Source organism: Pseudomonas mosselii, assembly GCF_019823065.1.
Classification (GTDB): Bacteria; Pseudomonadota; Gammaproteobacteria; order Pseudomonadales; family Pseudomonadaceae; genus Aquipseudomonas; species Aquipseudomonas mosselii.
In genome coordinates this window covers 1,744,686-1,762,466 of sequence record NZ_CP081966.1, presented here as the reverse complement: position 1 = coordinate 1,762,466, position 17,781 = coordinate 1,744,686, and the positions used below count along the sequence as shown (strand labels likewise).

The 17,781-nt window shown below is 64.9% G+C and carries 17 protein-coding genes and 1 pseudogene; 17 read left to right on the top strand and 1 reads right to left on the bottom strand.

Going from position 1 to position 17,781, the window contains the following annotated elements:
- Window positions 1–43 precede the first annotated feature (43 nt).
- The 16 genes and pseudogenes from K5H97_RS07965 to K5H97_RS07890 all read left to right on the top strand — a co-directional run bounded on the left by K5H97_RS07965 (window position 44) and on the right by K5H97_RS07890 (window position 14,058).
- Window positions 44–427, top strand: a complete 384-nt coding sequence (locus tag K5H97_RS07965) for an integrative conjugative element protein, RAQPRD family (protein WP_023465080.1) — start codon at window positions 44–46, stop codon at window positions 425–427.
- Window positions 424–657 carry a TIGR03758 family integrating conjugative element protein gene (locus tag K5H97_RS07960; protein ID WP_009459672.1) on the top strand — a complete coding sequence of 78 codons (234 nt, stop codon included), beginning with the start codon at window positions 424–426 and terminating at the stop codon, window positions 655–657. Before K5H97_RS07965 ends, K5H97_RS07960 begins: the two co-directional genes overlap by 4 nt.
- Before the next feature lie 16 nt (window positions 658–673).
- The gene (locus K5H97_RS07955; protein ID WP_023103906.1) at window positions 674–1,033 is read left to right on the top strand and encodes a TIGR03745 family integrating conjugative element membrane protein; all 360 of its coding nucleotides are present in this window, start codon (window positions 674–676) and stop codon (window positions 1,031–1,033) included.
- A gap of 12 nt (window positions 1,034–1,045) precedes the next feature.
- Complete coding sequence (locus K5H97_RS07950; protein WP_023103905.1) at window positions 1,046–1,444, top strand: TIGR03750 family conjugal transfer protein; 399 nt, start codon at window positions 1,046–1,048, stop codon at window positions 1,442–1,444.
- Window positions 1,441–2,130, top strand: coding sequence for a PFL_4703 family integrating conjugative element protein (locus tag K5H97_RS07945; RefSeq protein WP_023835765.1), 690 nt, complete (start codon window positions 1,441–1,443; stop codon window positions 2,128–2,130). The genes K5H97_RS07950 and K5H97_RS07945 overlap by 4 nt, the downstream gene beginning before the upstream one ends.
- The gene (locus tag K5H97_RS07940) at window positions 2,127–3,053 is read left to right on the top strand and encodes a TIGR03749 family integrating conjugative element protein (protein WP_023103903.1); all 927 of its coding nucleotides are present in this window, start codon (window positions 2,127–2,129) and stop codon (window positions 3,051–3,053) included. The genes K5H97_RS07945 and K5H97_RS07940 overlap by 4 nt, the downstream gene beginning before the upstream one ends.
- Window positions 3,043–4,473 (top strand): TIGR03752 family integrating conjugative element protein, encoded by a 1,431-nt coding sequence (locus K5H97_RS07935; RefSeq protein WP_017515583.1) that lies wholly within the window; start codon window positions 3,043–3,045, stop codon window positions 4,471–4,473. The genes K5H97_RS07940 and K5H97_RS07935 overlap by 11 nt, the downstream gene beginning before the upstream one ends.
- Window positions 4,454–4,894, top strand: coding sequence for a TIGR03751 family conjugal transfer lipoprotein (locus K5H97_RS07930; protein WP_023103901.1), 441 nt, complete (start codon window positions 4,454–4,456; stop codon window positions 4,892–4,894). The genes K5H97_RS07935 and K5H97_RS07930 overlap by 20 nt, the downstream gene beginning before the upstream one ends.
- Entirely contained in the window at window positions 4,894–7,761 is a 2,868-nt protein-coding gene (locus K5H97_RS07925; protein ID WP_023103900.1) for a conjugative transfer ATPase, read from the top strand. The genes K5H97_RS07930 and K5H97_RS07925 overlap by 1 nt, the downstream gene beginning before the upstream one ends.
- Before the next feature lie 13 nt (window positions 7,762–7,774).
- On the top strand, window positions 7,775–8,539 hold the full coding sequence (locus K5H97_RS07920) for a DsbA family protein (RefSeq protein ID WP_028690954.1): 765 nt from the start codon (window positions 7,775–7,777) through the stop codon (window positions 8,537–8,539).
- A 178-nt stretch (window positions 8,540–8,717) separates the two neighbouring features.
- Complete coding sequence (radC, locus tag K5H97_RS07915) at window positions 8,718–9,212, top strand: RadC family protein (protein ID WP_023103898.1); 495 nt, start codon at window positions 8,718–8,720, stop codon at window positions 9,210–9,212.
- Between the two features lie 161 nt (window positions 9,213–9,373).
- Window positions 9,374–9,820, top strand: a complete 447-nt coding sequence (locus K5H97_RS07910; protein WP_017514119.1) for a TIGR03757 family integrating conjugative element protein — start codon at window positions 9,374–9,376, stop codon at window positions 9,818–9,820.
- Window positions 9,817–10,764 carry a TIGR03756 family integrating conjugative element protein gene (locus K5H97_RS07905; RefSeq protein ID WP_023103897.1) on the top strand — a complete coding sequence of 316 codons (948 nt, stop codon included), beginning with the start codon at window positions 9,817–9,819 and terminating at the stop codon, window positions 10,762–10,764. The genes K5H97_RS07910 and K5H97_RS07905 overlap by 4 nt, the downstream gene beginning before the upstream one ends.
- Window positions 10,765–10,791: 27 nt before the next feature.
- Window positions 10,792–12,168: an integrating conjugative element protein gene (locus tag K5H97_RS07900; protein WP_425301414.1), complete on the top strand. Its 1,377-nt coding sequence runs from the start codon at window positions 10,792–10,794 to the stop codon at window positions 12,166–12,168.
- The gene (locus tag K5H97_RS07895; protein WP_017516006.1) at window positions 12,165–12,521 is read left to right on the top strand and encodes a hypothetical protein; all 357 of its coding nucleotides are present in this window, start codon (window positions 12,165–12,167) and stop codon (window positions 12,519–12,521) included. The genes K5H97_RS07900 and K5H97_RS07895 overlap by 4 nt, the downstream gene beginning before the upstream one ends.
- A gap of 15 nt (window positions 12,522–12,536) precedes the next feature.
- Window positions 12,537–14,058: pseudogene (locus tag K5H97_RS07890) on the top strand (conjugal transfer protein TraG N-terminal domain-containing protein).
- A gap of 32 nt (window positions 14,059–14,090) precedes the next feature.
- Here the strand turns inward: K5H97_RS07890 and K5H97_RS07885 are convergent.
- Entirely contained in the window at window positions 14,091–16,976 is a 2,886-nt protein-coding gene (locus K5H97_RS07885) for a Tn3 family transposase (RefSeq protein WP_001138082.1), read from the bottom strand.
- 125 nt (window positions 16,977–17,101) lie between these two features.
- Between K5H97_RS07885 and K5H97_RS07880 the strand changes: the two genes are divergently transcribed.
- Window positions 17,102–17,716, top strand: coding sequence for a recombinase family protein (locus tag K5H97_RS07880; RefSeq protein WP_000904906.1), 615 nt, complete (start codon window positions 17,102–17,104; stop codon window positions 17,714–17,716).
- Window positions 17,717–17,781 lie beyond the last annotated feature (65 nt).

Below are 17,781 nucleotides of genomic sequence, written 5' to 3'. Positions count from 1 at the left end.
ATCTCCACGATCTAGCCATTGCTGATCACACAGGAATGGCGCGATGTTGGCTCCGATCTGGCTGCGCGCCGCGCATCGCGGCGTGCCCACTTTTCTCGTGACGGCCCTTGTGTTGGGCCAGTCCTCGATGGCCTTGGCCGAGTCCCCAGCGCAGCGTCAGGAGCTGGTCGCAGCGCTGCGCCAACTCGACGCGCTGGAGCGCACGGTCGCCGACAGCGCCGCGCATGCCCCCATCCAGCCGGGCGAGCGCTACCACTTCGACTACCCGAGGCTGCTGGCTGACCTGGCGCGCGTGCGCGCCGGCATCCAGGCCCATCTCACACCGTCGCGCGCCCAGCCGCGCGACCCGTCCGAATTGGCCGGCGACTACCGCACGGAGCGGGTCGTCCCGCCATCACCGCCGACGACCGCGGAGGGCAAGCCATGAACGGCGCCCAGGTCTCGGCATTTCAAGCCAACAGCGGCATCGCACCTTCAGCGATGGCGACCGTCCTGGTCGGCGTCGTGTTCGCGGTCCTGCTCGTCTGGGGCGTCTGGGCCATGCGAACGGCCTACGTGGGGTGGTCCGAGAGCCGCCTCAACCAGCGCCAGTTCCTCGGCGTCTGCATCCGATTCGTCGCGATGTACCTCGTCCTGACTTTCTTCCTCCTCTCCTGACCTGAAAGGCATGACCATGCAAAACCGCATCCTCAATTCCCGTCTTGCCCAGCGCGCCGCCGTGGCCCTGGGCGCCGCTGCGCTGCCCGTGCTGTCGTTCGCGCAGGGTCTGCCGCAATTGGAGAACCCGACCCGCGGCACGGGCAACGGCATCATGGAAACGATCCGCAACTACGGCTACGACATCATCATGCTCGTAGCCCTGCTGGTGGTGGCGTCGATGTTCATCGGCGTGTGCTACCACGCTTACGGGACCTACGCGGAAATCCACACAGGCCGCAAGACGTGGGGCCAGTTCGGCCTCACGGTCGCCATCGGCGCCGTCCTGCTCGTGATCGGCATCTGGCTGCTCACCGAAGCCACCGGCATCCTGTAAGGCGAGGCCGGTATGTCTGAGCAGCAGCACGTCCGTGCGGACGGGACCGTGACGTTCCTTCCGCACCGGCTCAACCGCCACCCCGTTGTCGTGCGCGGCCTCACCGCCGACGAGCTGTGGATCTGCTGCGGCTTGTCCGGCGCCGCCGGCCTGCTGGTCGGCGCGCCGCTGTCGTGGGTGTTCCGCACGATCGCGCTAGCTCCCACGTTCGTCGTCCTGGGCGTGGCCTTGGGCGTGTTCATCGGCGGCGGCATTCTTCGCCGCCTCAAACGCGGGCGTCCCGACACCTGGCTGTATCGGCAACTGCAATGGCGCATTGCGACACGTCATCCACTGATGGCGGGTTGGGTGGGCGGCCATGTGCTGATCTCGCGTTCCGGCTTCTGGACCACCCGAAGGAGCGCGCGATGAGCCGCTTCAAGAACGAGATCACCCACCTGCAGGCGCACATCAAGACGCTTCGCCTGGGGGCTGGCGCCCTGGTCATCGTCGCCCTGGTCATGGGCGGCGGCTGGTGGAGCGCTCCGCGCGATCTGACCATCCACGTTCCGCCTGACCTGCGCTCCGGCAGTACCAGGAAGTGGTGGGAAGTGCCGCCCGAATCGGTCTATGCGTTCACGTTCTACGTGTTCCAGACGCTCAACCGCTGGCCGACGAATGGCGAAGAGGACTACGCGCGCAACCTCCACACGCTCTCGCCGTATCTCACCCCGTCCTGCCAGGCCTTCCTTCGCGCGGACTACGACTACCGCCGCAGCACGGGCGAGCTGCGCCAGCGCGTGCGCGGGATTTATGAAATCCCCGGCCGCGGCTACGGCGACGACCCTACGGCGCGCGTGCGCGTGGTCTCCGACCGCGACTGGGTGGTGACGCTGGACATCACCGCCGACGAGTACTACGGCGCCGAGCAAGTCAAGCGCGCTCTGGTGCGCTATCCAGTGAAGGTCACGCGGGTGGACGTCGATCCTGCCCGCAACCCGTTCGGCCTGGCGCTCGACTGCTATGAGGGCGCGCCCCAGCGCATCAGCACGCCGGAGCCAACGCGCCCGGCGTCTGGCGGCCTGTCTCCGCAAGCGCCCCAAGGAGAAACCCCATGAAGCATCCTGTACTCACGCTGCTGGGGCTGTTGGCCGTGGCCGCCGCTCCTGCTGTCCAGGCAGTGGAGATCCTGCGCTGGGAACGTATGCCGTTGGCGGTGCCGCTGAAGGTCGGCCACGAGCGCATCGTGTTCATCGACCGCAACGTCCGCGTGGGCGTACCTGCGGGCGTCGGCGAGCGCCTACGGGTGCAGAGCGCGGGCGGCGCGGTGTACCTGCGCGCCAGCGAGCCGATCGAGCCCACGCGGCTGCAATTGCAGGACGCCGACACGGGCGCGCTGATCCTGCTGGACATTGCGGCGGAGCCAGCCAAGGACGGCGAAGCCGAGCTGGAACCAGTGCGCATCGTCGAGGGCAACAGCACCCCGGCGCGCTATGGCGATCAGCCCGGCGATGACAACGAAGCTCCGGCGCGCGCCCAGGACCAGGCCGGCGCGCGAGCGGCGCGACGCGAGACCCCGGTGTCGGTTGTCCTGACGCGCTTTGCCGCACAGAACCTCTACGCGCCGCTACGCACCGTGGAGCCGCTGCCGAGCGTCATGCGGGTGAACCTGCGCCGTGACCTCGACCTCGGCACGCTGATGCCGACGCTGCCCGTGCGCGCGGTCGCGCTCGCGTCATGGCGTCTGGAAGACCAGTGGGTGACCGCCGTGCGCCTGACCAACAGCAGCAGCGGCTGGATCACCCTGGACCCGCGCGTGCTGCAAGGCGATTTCCTCACCGCCACCTTCCAACACGAGGCGCTTGGCCCGCGCGGGACGCCCGAGGACACGACCGTTCTGTACCTGGTGACGCGCGGGCGTGGCCTTGCGCAATCGCTGCTACCAGCGGTCAACCGCTTCGACCCGGCCGTGCATCTCCCGCAACCGGAAGCCGGTTCCCAGGATGGCACCGACCGCAAGGAGGTCCGCCATGCGCAGTAATGGACTCCTGAAGTGGCTGATGATCCCGGTTGCCGTGCTGGTGCTGTTCGTCGCCATCCGGCTGTTCTCGGGAGGCAGCACTTCGGCACCACCGACCGCGGATGCCGGCGCCAAGCTCACGCCAGCGGAAATGAAGGCGCTGGGCATCGAGGGCGATACCCCGCGCGACACCGTGGCGACGCTCGTTGCCCAAGTGAAGCAGTTGCGCACCGAGCTTCAGACCGCGCTCTCGGACAACAAATCCCAGCGCGAAGAAAACCAGCGACTGCGCCAGCGCGAGAACTCCATTGACCAGCGCATCAATTCGGCCCTCGACTCCGAGCGCACCAACCTGCGTCGCGACCAAGAGCAGGCAGCCAGCGCGCGTCAGCAGACCGAAGGGCTGCTGGCCGACCTGCAACGGCGCCTGGACAGTATCGGCGGACGTGGCGGCGGCCATGCCGACCTGCCGGTGGGTCTGGGGCTGCGTGACGGCGACGAGGCCGGCATGGAAGGCGGCGTGCGCTGGGTCGAACCCGACGATGCGAGGAAAGCCGAGGGGCGCAACAGCAGTCGTGGCACGGGTAGCGGCATGAGCTTCCCGACGAGCTTCGGCCCCGCGCAGAGCACGTTGGAAACCACGGCGGAAACCGTGGCGAACGCGGGCGCACGCGCCGCAGGCGTGAAGAGCGCCAAGGCGGTCTATACCGTACCGACCAATTCGACGCTGATGGGGTCGGTGGCGATGACGGCGCTGATCGGCCGCGTGCCGATCGACGGAACCGTCAACGATCCGTACCCCTTCAAGGTGTTGGTCGGATCGGACAACCTGACCGCCAATGGCATCGACATTCCCGACGTGGCCGGTGCCGTGTTCAGCGGCACCGCATCGGGCGACTGGACGCTCTCGTGCGTGCGCGGCCAGGTACGCAGCATCACCTTCGTCTTCCACGACGGCACGATCCGCACCATCCCCGAAGACCGCGACGGCAACCAGCAAAACAACCAGCAGCAGAACTCTCAAAGTGGAGGCCTGGGCTGGATCAGCGACCCATACGGCATTCCCTGCGTCAGCGGGGAGCGGCGCAGCAACGCCCAGCAGTACCTTGGCTCGCAAGCCCTGATTACCGCCGCCGGTGCCGGCGTCGCCTCGCTGATCGACAGCGACAGCGGCCAGATGTCCTACGTCGGCGCCGACGGCTCCATCGGCAGCGTCGGTATCTCGGGCAATGAAGCCGTGGGCCGCATCCTGGCCGGTGGCGTGCGCGACATGGCCGACTGGGTGAACAAGCTGTACGGCCAGGCGTTCGCCGCTGTCTATGTCCAGCCCGGCGCGAAGGTCGCCGTCCACCTCGAAAAGCCGCTCGCCATCGACTTCGATCCCGAAGGCCGCAAGGTCGATCACCGCGCAGGAGAAAGCCATGCTCTCGAACTTGAATAAGGCCCTGGCGCTGGCCCTCGCCGTCGCGGTGCTCGGCGGCTGTGCCACCAGCAAGGAAAAGCTGCTCCCCCACGGCGACAGCACGATGATGGACATCTGGCAGCAGAACGCCGGTGACGGGGGTGGTGGCGCCGGCCAGGTGGCGCGCAGGCAATTGCTCGATGCACGCCAGAGCCTGCGCCGGACGCTGACCGAGGCCGACGTGGAGGCCGCGCCCACCGAGCAGATGCGCTACACGCGCACGGCGCGCAACGAGGTCTATCGCCAGTTCCACCGCCTGCCGAACCCCGATCTTGTCATGTATGTGTACCCGCACCTGGCGGGCACCGATCCCGTGCCGGTTCCGGGCTACACGACGGTCTTTCCCCTGTACCAGCGTGTGCAGTACGCCATGCCGGGCGAGCGCGTGGAGGACTACTGATGCGCTGGAAACTCCCCTGGCCGAAGCTGGCTGCATCCGATGGTGGCAATGACGAGCAGCCGGACGGCTGGCAGCGCCACGTCGAGGCGTTGCGCCAGGCCGGCATTGCCGAACCCGGAGCGACGGTCCAGGGCCGCAGGCCGGCGACCGTGGCGGACGAGCAGGCGATGTACGACGTTGCGCAGTCATTCGCGGAGCTGCTGCCGTGGGTGGAGTTCCTGCCGCCGTCGAAGTCCATGCTGCTGGAGGACGGGCAATCGGTCGCGGCCTTCTACGAACTGGTCCCGCTAGGCACCGAAGGTCGGGAACCGGGCTGGCTCGCTCATGCCCGCGATGCGCTCGAAAACGCGCTCCAGGACTCGTTCGATGAGCTGGATGAGAACCCGTGGGTGCTCCAGCTCTATGCACAGGACGAGCCCAGCTTCGACCAGTACATGCAGACGCTACGCGACTACGTGCAGCCGCGCGCCCGCAGCACGGCCTTCACCGAGTTCTACCTCCGCTTCTTTGGCCACCACCTGCGCGCGGTGGCCAAGCCCGGCGGACTGTTCGAGGATACGGTGGTCACGCGGTTGCGCTGGCGCGGCCAGACGCGGCGCGTGCGCATGGTGGTCTATCGCCGGGCCGCCGGGCAGGCGAACCGCCGCGGCCAGACACCCGAGCAAATGCTGAACATCGTCTGCGATCGCCTCTGCGGCGGCTTGGCGAACGCCGGCATCCAGGCCCGGCGCATGGTCGCGGCCGATGTTCACGACTGGCTGCTGCGTTGGTTCAACCCACGCCCCACGATGCTCGGGCCCGGCGCTGAGGAGCGAGAGCGCTTCTATGCGCTGGCCCGCTATCCCGACGAGGTGGAGGAAGGTGAGATTGAGCTGGCGAGTGGTCGGGACTTCAGTCAACGGCTGTTCTTCGGTCAGCCTCGCTCCGATGCCGAGCACGGCACCTGGTACTTTGACGGTATGCCGCATCGCGTACTGGTCACCGACCGGCTACGCATGCCGCCCGGTACGGGGCACCTGACCGGCGAAACCCGCAAGGGGGACGCTATCAACACGCTTTTCGATCAGATGCCCGAAGACACCACGATGTGTCTGACCATGGTGGCGACGCCCCAGGACATCCTCGAATCGCACCTGAATCACCTGGCGAAGAAGGCTGTCGGCGAAACACTGGCATCGGAACAAACGCTCAAGGATGTGCAGGAGGCACGCTCGCTCATCGGCAGCGCGCACAAGCTCTACCGCGGCACGCTGGCCTTCTATCTGCGCGGACGCGATGAAGCCGAACTTGACAGGCGCGGTCTGGACCTCGCCAACGTGATGCTCAACGCGGGGTTGCAGCCTGTGCGCGAGGACGATGAAGTCGCGCCGCTCAACAGCTACCTGCGCTGGCTACCGTGCTGCTACAACCCTGCGCAAGATCGACGGAACTGGTTCACCCAACTGATGTTCGCCCAGCATGTGGCGAATCTCTCGCCGGCGTGGGGTCGCAGCCAGGGTACGGGTCATCCGGGCAACACGTTCTTCAACCGCGGCGGCGGGCCGATCACGTTTGATCCACTGAACCGCTTGGACAGGCAGATGAACGCCCATCTGTTCCTGTTCGGCCCCACCGGCTCGGGCAAGAGCGCAACGCTCAACAACCTCTTGAACCAGGTCACGGCCATCTACCGGCCGCGGCTGTTCATCGTGGAAGCCGGCAACAGCTTTGGCTTGTTCAGCGACTTCGCAAAGCGCCTGGGTCTGACCGTGAACCGGGTCAAGCTGGCTCCTGGCTCGGGCATCAGCCTGGCGCCGTTCGCCGACGCTCGCCGGCTGATCGAAACGCCCAGCAACGTGCAGACGCTTGATGCCGATGCACTGGATGAAGAATTGCCAGCCGATTCCTCGGTCATGGAGGAGGACGAGCAGCGCGACGTGCTGGGTGAACTGGAGATCACGGCACGGCTGATGATCACAGGCGGCGAGGACAAGGAAGAAGCCCGGATGACGCGGGCCGATCGCTCGCTGATCCGCCAGTGCATCCTCGATGCCGCCGAGCACTGCGTGGCCGAGAAACGCACGGTGCTCACGCGCGACGTGCGCAACGCGCTGCGCACGCGCGGCCAGGACCCGACGCTGCCCGAGATGCGGCGCGTGCGGCTGCTGGAGATGGCGGACGCGATGGACATGTTCTGCCAAGGCACGGACGGCGAGATGTTCGATCGCGATGGCACGCCGTGGCCCGAGGCCGACATCACGCTGGTGGATCTCGCGACCTATGCCCGGGAGGGCTACAACGCGCAGCTCTCCATCGCCTACATCAGCCTGATCAGCACGGTGAACAACATCGCCGAGCGCGACCAGTACCTGGGCCGTCCGATCATCAATGTGACCGACGAAGGCCACATCATCACGAAGAACCCGCTGCTTGCGCCCTACGTTGTAAAAATTACAAAAATGTGGCGCAAGCTAGGGGCCTGGTTCTGGCTGGCTACACAAAATATCGACGATCTGCCGCGTGCCGCGGAGCCCATGCTCAACATGATTGAGTGGTGGATCTGCCTGTCGATGCCGCCCGATGAGGTCGAGAAGATTGCACGCTTCCGCGAACTCTCGCCCGCGCAGAAAGCGCTGATGCTCTCGGCGCGCAAAGAAGCGGGCAAGTTCACCGAGGGCGTCATCCTTTCCAAGAGCATGGAAGTGCTGTTCCGCGCCGTGCCGCCCAGCCTGTACTTGGCGTTGGCGCAGACCGAACCCGAAGAGAAGGCCGAGCGCTACCAGCTCATGCAGCACTACGGCTGCACCGAACTGGAAGCGGCCTTCAAGGTGGCCGAGAAGATCGACCAGGCGCGCGGCATCGAGTCGCCGGCCTTGGAACTGTCGTAAGACGGAGAACGCCATGGAACAGAAACGTCCTTCCATTCCGATGCAGGTCCAGGCGTTCCGCCGCCGCAACGGGCGGCCCCGCTGGCCCTGGGCATTGGCTGCTGTGCTGGTCGCGCTGCTGCTGATCTGGCTTGTGTCAAGGTCGCCCGGCGAATCCCCGCCGCAGCCGCCCACGCCGGTCAGCATGGCACCGGTGGCCGGGCCGCCCTGGCTAATGGGCAACCCCAAAGGCCGTTTCACGCTGACGCTCTATGCCGACCTGGAGTGCCCGTTCTGCCGGGAGTATTTCCCGCAGCTCAAGCGGTGGATCGGCAACAACACCGACGTGGCGCTGCAATGGCACCACCAGCCGCTGGCCGAGCACGAGCCGGCCGCGTCAGCCGAGGCACGCCTAGTGGAATGCGCTGCCGAAGCAGGTGGGCATGTCGCGTTCTGGCAGGCGATCGAATGGGTCTATGCCCACACGCGCAGCGGCGGCCAGGGCTTGCCCGATGGCTTGCGGTACCCCGAATCGACGCCAGCCAGCGAGCAGTGCATGGCAAGCGAAAGGCCCAGTGCGGCTATCCGCGCCCAGGCTGCGGAAGCCACCAAGAGCGGCGTAACCGCCACGCCGTCGCTGCGCCTGCTCGATCGCCAAACGGGCCAGGCCATCCTGCTGCAGGGGCCGATCGAGGGCGATGCCTTGCTGTCAGCCATGGACATGCTGGCGGCTGAGGGTCCGACCAGCACACCCACATCCGAAATGCCTGCCGACGTCGTCGGCGACATGCCCAGGTAGCCCCGGTCTTCAAGGCTACGGCGCAGTCCTCTGCGCTGACCGCGACTCGTTCGCCTTGCATCCTGGCCGCGAACGGTCACCGCAATCGCGGTGATGGATGCATCTTTTCATTCTCATCCCCAGGAGGGCTTGCCCTCGGGGGCGCGCGCCCTCCGATCTCACCGTCTGGAGGTTCGCCATGTCTTTCGCCATCAATGACTCCTGTGTGGAGTCGCTTTCCGCCGTAGCTGCCCAGCACGAAGACTGGATCATCCAGCAGGCCATCGTGCTGCTGGAAAAACGGATCTTCAAAGCTGGACCATGCCTCAGCCAGCCGGCCGCCGTGCGGGACTATCTGCGCGTGAAACTGGTCGCTGAACCCAACGAGATATTCGCCGCTGTGTTCCTGGATAGCATGCACCAGGTGCTGGCCTACGAGCCATTGTTCAGGGGCACGATCAACTCGACTTCTGTTTATCCACGTGTCGTCGTACAGCGTGTGCTGGAGTTGAACGCCGCCGCGGTGATCTTCGCGCACCAGCACCCCTCGGGCATCTCCGAGCCGTCGAGCGCGGATCGTGTGCTGACCCAGCAACTGCAGGCCGCGCTGGCGCTCATCGATGTACGGGTACTGGATCACATCATCGTAGGCCAAGGTTCCCCGTTCTCCTTTGCGGAGTCAGGCCTGCTGTAACGGTCGCATTGCTTCATTGATCCTCGCGGAGGCTTCGGCCTCCGTTTTTTTATGGCCCGGGACAAGCAGGTATGCGGGCAGCCCGCGATGCGCATTGTTTGTTGGGGTGGCATCGGGTTCGCGTTTGACTATGGCCCTGATCAACTTTCGGGGCACGCGACATGCCGGCATCCTTTTCCACGTTCGCGTCGGGCTGGCGAACCCTTGGTCTCGTCGTGGCGCTGCCGGCGTCCCTGGCCGTGTTCAGCCCCGTCACCTTCGCAGCCGACGTACTGGTCGTCACCGACAGCCACCACCCGGTCAAGACCATGGGCGGCGAGCGGCTGATCGAGCTGGACGAAGCCCGCCGGATTGAAGCGGAGCTTTCTGCGGAACTGCCCGCCGCCCCCGAACAGGCGGCGGCCACCGTCAAGCGTCGGCTGAACCAAGGCGGCGCCGACCTACAGCGCCGCATCGCTTCCGCATACCAGGGCGTCACCGACGCATGGAGCCTGGGCATCACCAGCATCCCGGCTGTCGTGGTGGATCAGCGCTACGTGGTCTATGGCGAGCCGGATGTGGCCCGCGCTGTCGCGCGCATCGAGCAGCGTCGGAGGACCCAGCCATGACGAGGCCATTCGACCTTATGCGCCGCATGCGGGCTGGCGTGGCTTCCTTGCTGCTGCTCAGCGCCACGGGTAGCTACGCCTTGAACACCACCGCCATCGTTGCCTCGGTGGCCTCGCCCGATTGCTTGGAGTACCGGGTGGTGGGTATCTGCTACTGGCTCTACTGCACCTGGGGAGGCTGCACGGTGCGCACCTCTGTCAAGGTGCGCCACTACATCCCCGATGCGGTCGTCTCCAGCTACAGCAACACGGGCGAGAACCCGTGGGTCGAAGTCCGGGCGATGAGTACGGCCAACCCGTCCGCCCAAGCGGGCGGCGATGGAACGACGAACGAGGATCACGAAAACAATCTCGCGAAATTCAAGAACGCCGACGTGATCGGCCATCCCGGCGTCGAGGTGTTCAACCAGTTTGTTTCGTCCTCGGGCTACTTCTGCGAGGGCGCGGGAACGGCATTCATGCCGTATCTGCTCAGCACCTTGGACACGCTTGCCTGGCGCTACAACGTGCCCGAGATGGCCTACCCGGAGGCATTGATTCCCGGCATGCGCGAGGTCGGCGCACGCACCACGATGAACCTTTGGGGCAACGTGTATCCCCGCGGCGGCTTCCTGCACCAGACCGACGACCACAAATCGGGAGCCGTGGTGGCCCAGCGTGCGGGCGATGTCGTCACGCGCCGCGGGCAGTTGCACGTGTACCAGCCGCTGCTTGCCAATGCCCGCGATGGCTACTGGCCCGCCAGCGCGCTGATGGAGGGTGATGCCTCGACTGGCAAGTGGCAGGAACTCACGCCCGTCCTGTCCTCGTCCTGCACGGTTTTCCCACGCACCGGCTTCCTGACTCAGGCCCAGCAAGGCGACTACGCCTGGGCGCTGTGGCGGCCGTATGCCTGCTGCGAACGCCGTGGACAGGTGTTCCTTGGCAGCGTTGATTTCCTTTGAGGTGCCGCGATGAAGCGTTCCGACTCTATGCAGTTCTCCCCACCGGCTCGTGGCAAGAGGATCTGTTTGGCGCTTACCGGCGCGTTGGTTCTGGCAAGCGGCGTGGCCTGGGGCCAACTGGGCTACCAGACCAGCGGCAACGTCATCGGCGATGACGTCATGTACTCCATCGGCGGCGGCAGCGCCGTTTCGATGGGCCGCGCAGCCGGCATGCGCTCGCTCGGCGTGGGTGTCGGCTGGAACAGCAATCTGATCTGCGGCGACATGAGCATCCAGACCACGTTGAAGAATCAACTCAACGGTGTCACCAATGGCTTTCAGCAGATCATGTCCTCGGTGATCCAGAGTGCTACGAGTGCTGTGGCGTCCCTGCCGGCGTTGATCATCCAGCGTGCAGATCCAGGCCTCTACAACCTGCTCACCAACGGCGTTCTGCAAGCGCGGCTGGATTTCGACCGCTCGAAGCTGACGTGCCGCGCCATGGCCGAAAAGATGGCCGAAACGGCTGGCGGCCAACTCGGCTGGAGCCAGATGGCAGAGGGGTTGGCGCTGCGTGACGCTGTTTCGAGCACGGATGCCGTCTCGGCCATCGAGCAGGCCGAGACGCGCCGTGGCAACGATGGCGTGCCCTGGGTCGGGGGAAGCAATGCCGGCGGCTCCGGTCAGCCCGCGATCAAGGTGGTCGGTGACGTCACCCGCGCGGGCTACAACCTGGTCAATGGCCGCGGGGTGACCGACACGTCGGCAATCGCTCCGGCCAGTTGCACGAGCCTGTCGTGCCAAACCTGGACCACGCCGCAGGCGGCCATCGAGTGGGCAACACGGGTGCTCGGCGAGAAGGAGCAGCGCACCTGCGACGCCTGCACCAAGACGGAGACGGTGCCCGGCGTCGGGCTGACGCCCCTGATCCAGGAGGAGTACGACGCCAAGCTGCAGGCGCTCCAGGACCTGGTCTCCAAGGCGAAGAACACGACGCCCGAAAACCTGCGGGAGGCCGGCAGCGCGTCGCTGCCCATCACGCGCGGCGTGGTCGAGGCACTGCGCGACGAACCGGACCAGCACCTGCTGTCGCAGCGCCTGGCGTCCGAGGTTGCGCTGGCGTCGGTGCTGGAGAAGGCGCTACTGCTGCAACGCACGCTGCTGACCGGCAAGAAGGAGCCCAACGTGGCGGCCAACCAGCTCGCCGTGGAGGCGGTGAACCACGAGAGCGACACGCTCGATCGCGAGATTCGCAACCTCAAGACCGAGCTGGAGCTGCGCCGGGAGCTGGCGAACAACTCGCCCATGGCGATCATCCAGCGCCACGGCACGCGCGCGGCGGGCTCGCGTGGCATCTACGAAGGCGATCCGGTGCCTGACCGCCTCGATCAGTTGCAGAAGGGCAATCCGGGAGGCCGGCCATGAGCCTGATGCGTGCGGCCTGGCTGCGCCCGCGCTGGCTGTTCAACCGGCGCGCAGCGAAGGCGCTGCTGTGGACGATGGTACTCGCGGCCGTCGCCGTGGGTGCCAACATCGTTGGCATCTACCTCGTCGGAAGTGTCGCGGGCTGGGAGCGTTGGCTGGCGGCAGCAGCGGGCTACTTCCTGGTCTGGCGGCTGTGCCTGTATGGCGCGACGGCCTACGGCTGGGTCTGGATGCGTCGCCGGCTGCTTGCGCGTGAGGACGACGCGCAAGCGCGGCGCCGCCTGGTACGCAGCGAGATCGCCGGCGTCGTTGCCATCGTGGCGCTTGAAGCCAGCCTGTTGATGCAGGGCTGAGGGGAGGTCCGAGCCATGACGCTTTTCACAACCGACTACCTGGAGTACTACCTGACCTTGGTGTCCTGGATCGTCAACAACGGCATCTGGGCGGTACTGGTATCCAGCGGGGTATTCGCACTGCCCTTCGTGGCGATCATCGTGCAGGAATGGCTTAAGGCCCCCTGCGGAAGGTGCCGACGAAGGCAACAAGGGCGTGCTCTCGGCCGCACGCATCGAGAACCGGGTGTTCGTCGCCATCGTGGTGGTGATGTTCGCCGGCATCCCCTTCATCGACGTGGACCTCAACACAATTCAGTACGACAGCTCGCGCTCGGCCCAGTGCCAGGTCAACGTGCCGCAGCCCACGGATACCGGCTGGTCCCAGTCCTTCAGCACCATCAACAACCAGAGTGCCAAGGTGCCGGTCTGGTGGGCCTTCATGCACGCGCTCTCGCGCGCCGTCACCAGCGCCTCGGTGGCGGCAATCCCGTGCGGGACAGACCTGCGACAGATGCGCATGGAGATCGACGCTACCCGCATCAATGACCCGGTTCTGGCTCAGGAAGTGGCCGATTTCACACACGACTGCTACGGACCTGCACGCGCTAAATTGTTCATGGCGCGGCCGGAGCTGGACGACGCTCAAATGAACGACGTGACCTGGATCGGTTCGAGGTTTTTCACGGATACCGGCGGCTACTACGACAGCTACCGTTCCAGCACGGCGCGCGAGTCATGGCCCTATGACGACACCCGCGACGCAGGGCTTGCGCAGGTGGCCAGTGGCGGCGGCTACCCGACCTGCAGGCAGTGGTGGGCCGATGGCAGCAACGGCCTGCGGGCACGGCTGCTGGGCCAGGTGGACCCCAGCCTGTTGAATCGCTTGGCGGGCTGGGCCGGGTTCCTGAGCCGTACCGAGGTGGACGATTCGGTGGTCCGTACCATCGCGTCACCGCGACAGCAGAAGCTCAACCAGGGTTCGGTCTATACCGACTACGGCGGCCAGATCGACAAGACCCTGCCGAACATCGTGACGCGGGCCACGGGGGATGTAGGAATGGCGGTCGGGGCACTTGCCGCATTTCCCGCCATGGACGTGGTGCGCCAGGCGCTGCCCATGGTGCTTGCCTTGCTCAAGATGGCACTGGTCATCTGCATCCCGCTCGTACTGGTCGTCGGAACCTATGACCTGAAGACGGTCGTCACCGTCAGCGTCGTGCAATTCGCGCTGTTCTTCACCGATTTCTGGTTCCAACTCGCACGCTGGATCGACAGCACCATCCTCGATGCGCTCTATGGGTGGGGCTTCGGCTGGAACCGGCCACACACTAACTTCGATCCGCTGGTGGGGTTGAACAATGCCTTTGGCGACCTGCTCCTGATGTTCGTCATGGGCACGATGTTCCTGGTCTTGCCGGGCTTTTGGCTTGCGAGCCTTACCTGGGTTGGGATTCGGGCCGGGCACGTCATCCAGGGGCTTTCAGATGGCAGCAAGAGCGCCGGCCAAGCAGGCGGTAAGGGCGCTGGGGCCCTTACCGGAGGTAAGCTGAAGTAGGGGTCGTTTGCGGGAGGGGGCGGAATCCTACGCTAAGGCTTTGGCCAGCGATATTCTCCGGTGAGATTGATGTGTTCCCATCCGAGCGGCGAAACATGGGCCAAGAGATCGGGCGATAGCAGCTTTCCATCGCGTTTCTGGTTTGCAACGACCTCGCCGAGCTTCATGGTGTTCCAGAAGATGATGATGGCGGCGAGCAGATTCATGCCGGCGATGCGGTAATGCTGGCCTTCGGCGGAACGGTCGCGGATTTCACCGCGGCGGTGGAAGCTGATTGCCCGCTTCAGCGCATGATGAGCTTCGCCTTTGTTGAGCCCGATCTGGGCACGCCGTTGGAGTTCGGCATCCAGAATCCAGTCGATCATGAACAGGGTGCGCTCGACGCGACCGACTTCCCGCAGGGCTGTCGCGAGCTCGTTCTGCCGCGGATAGGAGGCGAGTTTCCGCAGAATCTGGCTTGGCGCGACGGTCCCGGCAGCAATGGTGGCGGCGATGCGCAGGATGTCGGGCCAATTGCGCTCGATCATGGCTTGGTTGACCTTTCCGCCGATCAACGCTCGCAGGTGCGCCGGGGCGGCCGACGGATTGAACGCGTAGAGCCGTTTGGATGGCAGGTCGCGGATGCGCGGAGCGAACCGGTAGCCGAGAATGGCACATGCGGCAAAGACGTGATCGGTGAAGCCGCCCGTGTCGGTGAACTGCTCGCGGATATGGCGTCCAGCATCGTTCATCAGCAGGCCATCGAGGATGTAAGGCGCTTCGCTTGCCGTTGCAGGAATCACCTGGGTTGCGAACGGCGCATATTGGTCGGAGACGTGGCTATAGGCTTTCAGGCCCGGGGTATTGCCATATTTCGCGTTGACCAGGTTCATGGCCTCACCTTGCTCTGTAGCGACGAAGAACTGTCCGTCGCTCGAAGCCGACGTGCCCATGCCCCAGAACCGGGCCATGGGTAACGCTGCCTGTGCCTCGACCACCATGGCCAGCGCCCGGTCATAGGCTTCGCCCTCGACATGCCACCGTCCAATGCGGATCAATTCCCAGAAGGTGTGGGTGTTTGTCGCATCCGCCATTTTGCGCAAGCCGAGGTTGATCCCTTCCGCCAAGATAACGTTCATTAGCCCGATCCGGTCAGCGCAGGGTGCTCCTGTGCGCAGATGGGTGAACGCTTCGGTGAAGCCGGTCGCCGCATCCACCTCCAGCAGGAGATCGGTGATGCGCGTGGGCGGGATCTGCTTGTAGAGATCGAGCACCAGATCTTCGGCGCCTGTCGGCGCGGCGGCTTCGAGTTTCTCGATATGCAGAACGCCGTTTTCAATCGACCCGCCCGGGATCGTGCCTGCGCGAGCGGCACGGCCAAGCTCGCGCAACCGCATGTCGAGGCGAGCTTGCCGGTCTGCCAGCCATTCCTCCGGCCGCAATGGCACAGCGAGACGACCGCCTTCCGCGATGGATTGTGCCGGAACGAGTGCGTGTTTCAGATCGCCATAGCGCCGGGACCTAGTAAGCCAGACATCTCCGGAGCGGAACGCATCGCGCAGATGGAACAGCACCGCGATCTCCCATAGGCGAGCGTCGCCAGCCCTCTGGGCCCGAAGGTGGCGATGCCATTTCGAGCTGGGCCGCAAGAAGCTGGTCATCGCGGCATCGTTCAAACCGGTACGAAGGGCCGTCACCGCTTCCAGAAGCGGCAGTGCAACGGGCGCAGCTCGCAGATCGAGCAGGCGCAACATGCGTGGAGCGTATCGGCGGAAGCGGTGATAACCGTCGAGCACATGATTGAGCGGATCGTCGGCCATGGTGGCGGTCAGCCTGGTTGCCATTGCAACAAGGGTTTTTAAGCCGTCCCACCCTGACCCACTCGCGATGACATCGCCCAGCGGCTGGCCATCATCCTGTGCATCGACCAGGGCGCCCCCGATCTCGGCGAAGGATTTCAGGGTGTCACGCACCACCCCCGCTTCGTCTGCGACCTTTGCATGGCAAATACGCTCCGAAGCACGGTAGAGACGGCCGACGATCCGGTCGTGGGTTTCGACCACTGCGTCGGCCAACATCGCCTGCCATTCCGAGACGCAAACAGCCAAGATCGCAAGCCGCCTGTCCTCCGGGAGATCGCGCATGCCGTCGGCATAATACCGTTCACCCTGCCTGCGCAGACGAGTCACCCGATGGGCAGGAACGCCGGCAAGCAGATCCTCGGGGAGATCGATGCGTTGCAGATATTCGAGCCGGTCGAGCAGCCGGTTGGCCGACGAAGAGTTCGAGCCAGGCTCGAACTGGCGCAGCCACACAAAACGGGTCACCCGATCATCAGCCGTCTCCTCGAGCAATGCCAGCAACTGTTCTCGGATCGACATAGGCAGCCGACTGGCGATCCTCGTCTCGATGCGTCGCTCGGCATCGACGAGAGCCGCGGCACAAAGCCGCTCGATCGTGGATGTCGCGGGAAGGACAGTGCGGGTGCGTCGGCACTCGGCTACGAAGCGACGGGCGATATCCTCGTTCGACACCGCCATCTCGGCTTCTCGGAACAACCATTCCTTCAGCTCGCTCGCACCACGTCCGGAGAAGGTGCGGAAGCCGTAGAGCCCCCGTAACTCGGCAAGATGCTCGTGCCGTGTTTCCTCGCGGGCAGCATAGTCTACGAGATCGTCGGCACCCAGGCCAAGCTGCGCTCCGATAAATTCGATGACCTCTGCAGGGATCAGTTCGCCTGGAGCCAGCACCCGGCCGGGATAGCGCAGGACACACAATTGCAGGGCGAAGCCGAACCTGTTGTGAGCGCGCCGACGCAGCCTGATATGCCCAAGGTCTTCATCACTCAGCGTATAGTGCTTGAGCAAATCCGTCTGTGAAGTCGGCAAGCGCAACAGCGCGTCTTTCTGCCGATCGGTTAGAGTGACGCGACGCGGCATACATGTTCCTTTTTCAAAATCTGATAGCGTTCAAGACGCTTTGTTTATGAAGCTGGTTGAGATACATTTCCAGAGGTCAATGCAATCGTGGCCGAAGCGCCGCCTCAAACCAACGTTTGTGATACATGCTGATCGGATATGCCCGCGTCTCCAAAGCCGATGGCTCGCAGTCTCTCGACCTGCAGCACGACGCCTTGCGCGCCGCAGGTGTCGAACGGGACAATATCTATGATGATCTTGCTTCCGGCGGTCGTGATGATCGCCCTGGCTTGACTGCCTGCCTCAAGTCATTGCGTGACGGCGATGTGCTGGTGGTCTGGAAGCTCGATCGCCTCGGACGATCGCTTGCCCATCTGGTCAACACGGTGAAGGAGCTGTCAGACCGCAAGATCGGCCTGCGGGTTCTGACTGGAAAGGGCGCTCAGATCGACACCACGACTGCGTCCGGTCGCATGGTGTTCGGAATCTTCGCCACCTTGGCCGAGTTCGAGCGGGATCTGATCCGAGAGCGCACCATGGCGGGTCTCGCCTCCGCGAGAGCGCGCGGTCGCAAGGGCGGACGAAAATTCGCGCTCACCAAAGCTCAGGTGCGTCTCGCGCAAGCCGCCATGGCCCAGCGCGATACTTCAGTTTCCGATCTCTGCAAGGAACTCGGCATCGAGCGCGTCACTCTCTACCGATATGTCGGTCCCAAAGGCGAGCTCAGAGACCATGGAAAGCATGTTCTCGGACTTACGTAGCAACTCGTTTCTTTTCGCAGGTTGAGCCACCTCCGCGCTTCATCAGAAAACTGAAGGAACCTCCA

What these genes read in the sequence shown, in the direction of transcription:
- K5H97_RS07885 (WP_001138082.1), bottom strand. Translation starts at nt 16,976, where the DNA reads ATGCCGCGTCGCGTCACTCTAACCGATCGGCAGAAAGACGCGCTGTTG.
- K5H97_RS07900 (WP_425301414.1), top strand. Translation starts at nt 10,792, where the DNA reads ATGCAGTTCTCCCCACCGGCTCGTGGCAAGAGGATCTGTTTGGCGCTT.
- K5H97_RS07910 (WP_017514119.1), top strand. Translation starts at nt 9,374, where the DNA reads ATGCCGGCATCCTTTTCCACGTTCGCGTCGGGCTGGCGAACCCTTGGT.
- K5H97_RS07940 (WP_023103903.1), top strand. Translation starts at nt 2,127, where the DNA reads ATGAAGCATCCTGTACTCACGCTGCTGGGGCTGTTGGCCGTGGCCGCC.
- K5H97_RS07935 (WP_017515583.1), top strand. Translation starts at nt 3,043, where the DNA reads ATGCGCAGTAATGGACTCCTGAAGTGGCTGATGATCCCGGTTGCCGTG.
- radC (WP_023103898.1), top strand. Translation starts at nt 8,718, where the DNA reads ATGTCTTTCGCCATCAATGACTCCTGTGTGGAGTCGCTTTCCGCCGTA.
- K5H97_RS07965 (WP_023465080.1), top strand. Translation starts at nt 44, where the DNA reads ATGTTGGCTCCGATCTGGCTGCGCGCCGCGCATCGCGGCGTGCCCACT.
- K5H97_RS07955 (WP_023103906.1), top strand. Translation starts at nt 674, where the DNA reads ATGCAAAACCGCATCCTCAATTCCCGTCTTGCCCAGCGCGCCGCCGTG.
- K5H97_RS07895 (WP_017516006.1), top strand. Translation starts at nt 12,165, where the DNA reads ATGAGCCTGATGCGTGCGGCCTGGCTGCGCCCGCGCTGGCTGTTCAAC.
- K5H97_RS07950 (WP_023103905.1), top strand. Translation starts at nt 1,046, where the DNA reads ATGTCTGAGCAGCAGCACGTCCGTGCGGACGGGACCGTGACGTTCCTT.
- K5H97_RS07945 (WP_023835765.1), top strand. Translation starts at nt 1,441, where the DNA reads ATGAGCCGCTTCAAGAACGAGATCACCCACCTGCAGGCGCACATCAAG.
- K5H97_RS07880 (WP_000904906.1), top strand. Translation starts at nt 17,102, where the DNA reads ATGCTGATCGGATATGCCCGCGTCTCCAAAGCCGATGGCTCGCAGTCT.
- K5H97_RS07905 (WP_023103897.1), top strand. Translation starts at nt 9,817, where the DNA reads ATGACGAGGCCATTCGACCTTATGCGCCGCATGCGGGCTGGCGTGGCT.
- K5H97_RS07920 (WP_028690954.1), top strand. Translation starts at nt 7,775, where the DNA reads ATGGAACAGAAACGTCCTTCCATTCCGATGCAGGTCCAGGCGTTCCGC.
- K5H97_RS07925 (WP_023103900.1), top strand. Translation starts at nt 4,894, where the DNA reads ATGCGCTGGAAACTCCCCTGGCCGAAGCTGGCTGCATCCGATGGTGGC.
- K5H97_RS07960 (WP_009459672.1), top strand. Translation starts at nt 424, where the DNA reads ATGAACGGCGCCCAGGTCTCGGCATTTCAAGCCAACAGCGGCATCGCA.
- K5H97_RS07930 (WP_023103901.1), top strand. Translation starts at nt 4,454, where the DNA reads ATGCTCTCGAACTTGAATAAGGCCCTGGCGCTGGCCCTCGCCGTCGCG.